The organism is Curtobacterium sp. B8 (genome assembly GCF_000333315.1).
GTDB classification, from domain to species: Bacteria; Actinomycetota; Actinomycetes; order Actinomycetales; family Microbacteriaceae; genus Curtobacterium; species Curtobacterium luteum.
In genome coordinates this window covers 1-2,152 of the sequence record NZ_BACW01000083.1, presented here as the reverse complement: position 1 = coordinate 2,152, position 2,152 = coordinate 1, and the positions used below count along the sequence as shown (strand labels likewise).

4 protein-coding genes are annotated in these 2,152 nt (G+C 71.3%); 2 read left to right on the top strand and 2 right to left on the bottom strand.

What is annotated here, in order from left to right; all coding sequences use genetic code 11:
• Window positions 1-732 (bottom strand): AarF/UbiB family protein (locus tag I59_RS02320; protein WP_031272497.1); only part of this gene is annotated, 732 nt, incomplete at its 3' end.
• Between the two features lie 147 nt (window positions 733-879).
• Between I59_RS02320 and I59_RS02315 the strand changes: the two genes are divergently transcribed.
• Both I59_RS02315 and I59_RS02310 read left to right on the top strand, forming a co-directional pair.
• Complete coding sequence (locus tag I59_RS02315) at window positions 880-1,182, top strand: hypothetical protein (protein WP_022902497.1); 303 nt, start codon at window positions 880-882, stop codon at window positions 1,180-1,182.
• Window positions 1,182-1,361 (top strand): hypothetical protein, encoded by a 180-nt coding sequence (locus I59_RS02310; RefSeq protein WP_022902496.1) that lies wholly within the window; start codon window positions 1,182-1,184, stop codon window positions 1,359-1,361. Before I59_RS02315 ends, I59_RS02310 begins: the two co-directional genes overlap by 1 nt.
• 18 nt (window positions 1,362-1,379) lie before the next feature.
• Here I59_RS02310 and I59_RS02305 read toward each other — a convergent pair.
• The coding region (locus tag I59_RS02305; protein ID WP_022902495.1) for a 3-dehydroquinate synthase at window positions 1,380-2,152 on the bottom strand (773 nt) is incomplete at its 5' end.

The following is a 2,152-nucleotide window of genomic DNA, read 5'->3' as shown; positions in this document are numbered from 1 at the left end:
TCCCGACAGTTCGGGTACGGGACGGGCAAGTAGACCTCGTCGGGCGGGCGCTGCGCGCCTGCGCGCCCCGAGCGCGNCGAGGTTCCTGGCCTCGGAGGAGAAGTCCACCTGCCGGACCAGGTCCGCCGCGTACTGCGCGGCCACGTCCACCACGCCGACCTGCCGGGCCTCGGTGCTCGTGCGCGCCAGGAACCGCACGACCCGCAGCGCGATGTCCACGTCGCGGCGCACGGCGGCGTCGATGCCGGGCCGCTGGACCTTGACCGCGACCTCGGTGCCGTCGTGCAGCCGGGCCCGGTGCACCTGCGCGATCGACGCCGCGGCCACCGGTTCGGGGTCGAACGCGGCGAAGACCTCGTCGACCGGAGCGTGCAGGTCGGTCGCGAGCAGCTCGGCGACCTCGGCGGCGGGAGCCGGTGCCACGTTGCGCTGCAGGTGGGCGAGGCCCTCGGTCCACTCCTCCGGCAACAGGTCGTCCCGCGTCGAGAGCAGTTGACCCATCTTGACGAAGCCGCCGCCCGCCTCCTCGAGGGCGCGACGCAGGTGCTCGGCCTGGTCGCGTCGGAGGTCGCTCGTCGCGGGGTCGTGTGAGAAGTCGAGGCGGCGGAACGGCACGAGGTGGTGGCGTCGGGCGATGCGCAGGAGTTCGGCGAAGCGGCGGCCGCGGGTTCGCAGGCTGCCGACGTCCGCGTCCTGCTGGCCGAGGTCGCTCAGGCGGGGCGGGGTGGGCACCCAGCCAGTGTGCTCCCGTGGCCTGGGTCCGCCGCGTGTGCGTCGGGTAGGCAGGTTCCTCCTGCACCGGCCTGGAGGCACGGGGCGTTCTGCACAGGTCGGGCTGCGGTCACCCCGGGGTCGGTTCGCGGACGTCAGGATGCGGGGATGGAGAAAGCACTCATCAGCGCGGTGATCGCCGCAGCTGCGGCGATCTGCGCCGCCGTGGTCAGTTGGTTCGGGGCATTCCAGTCGCGGCGGGCAGCGGATCGGGAGCACGCGTGGCGGCGCTTCGTCTGGTCGATCGGTGACCAGCGCAGCAAGGCGGAGTACGACATCTCGATCGCTGTGCTCCGCGAACTCGAGCACGTAGCGTGGTGGTCCAAGTCAGACCGGGGGCTCGCCACGCGCGCGCTGCGCCGGGTGACTCCCCCGGACGAACGGTACGACGACAGAGAGGAGCATCGCTGATGCCCATCTTGAAGCCGCTGCCCGACGCCATGGACCCGGATCGTGACGATGACGAGTACTGGGCGTACGAGAACGGCGCCACGGTCCCGGAGTACCTGGAATGGCGTCGCACCGGCGTGCTCACCGTGTCGATGCGCGTCAAGTGGTGGTGGCGGCGGACCCGGCGCGTCCTGCGCTGAACCCGAGCCACGGACCTGCTAGACGCCGACCTCTTGGTACGCCGTGAAGAGCAGGTGGTCCTCCGGACCCTCGAGCGTCGTCGGCTTGCCCACCCCGTCGAGGATGATGAACCGCAGCATGCCGGCGCGCGCCTTCTTGTCCCGGCGCATCGTCGCGAGGAGCCCCTCCCACCGGCCGATGCCGTAGGTGGTCGGCAGCTCGAGCGACTCGAGGATCGCGCGGTGCCGGTCGACCGTGGCGTCGTCGAGGTGCCCGGTGAGCCGCGCGAGCTCCGCGGCGAACACCATGCCGACGGCGACCGCGGCACCGTGGCGCCACTGGTAGCGCTCAGCGTGCTCGATCGCGTGCCCCAGCGTGTGCCCGTAGTTGAGGATCTCGCGGCGGCCCTGCTCGGTGAAGTCGTCCGACACCACCTGCGCCTTGAGCTCGATCGCGAGCTCGACCACGCGCCTGAACTCGGGTGTCGTCGGGTCGGTCACCCGGTCGACGTCCGCCTCGATGACGTCGAGGATCTCCGGCACGGCGATGAAGCCGGCCTTCACGATCTCCGCGAACCCGGTCAGGATCTCGTTGCGCGGCAGGGAGCGGACCAGGTCGAGGTCCGCGACGACCGCACGGGGGGCGGAGAAGGAACCGACGAGGTTCTTGCCCTCGTTCGTGTTTGATCCGGTCTTGCAACCGACGCTCGCGTCGACGATGCCGAGCACGCTCGTCGGGATCGCCACGTACGGGACCCCACGGAGCCAGGTCGCGGCGACAAATCCGGGGAGGTCCGTGACGGCTCCCCCGC

Coding starts and splice junctions, on each gene's coding strand:
- I59_RS02315 (WP_022902497.1), top strand. CDS start 880: ATGGAGAAAGCACTCATCAGCGCGGTGATCGCCGCAGCTGCGGCGATC.
- I59_RS02310 (WP_022902496.1), top strand. CDS start 1,182: ATGCCCATCTTGAAGCCGCTGCCCGACGCCATGGACCCGGATCGTGAC.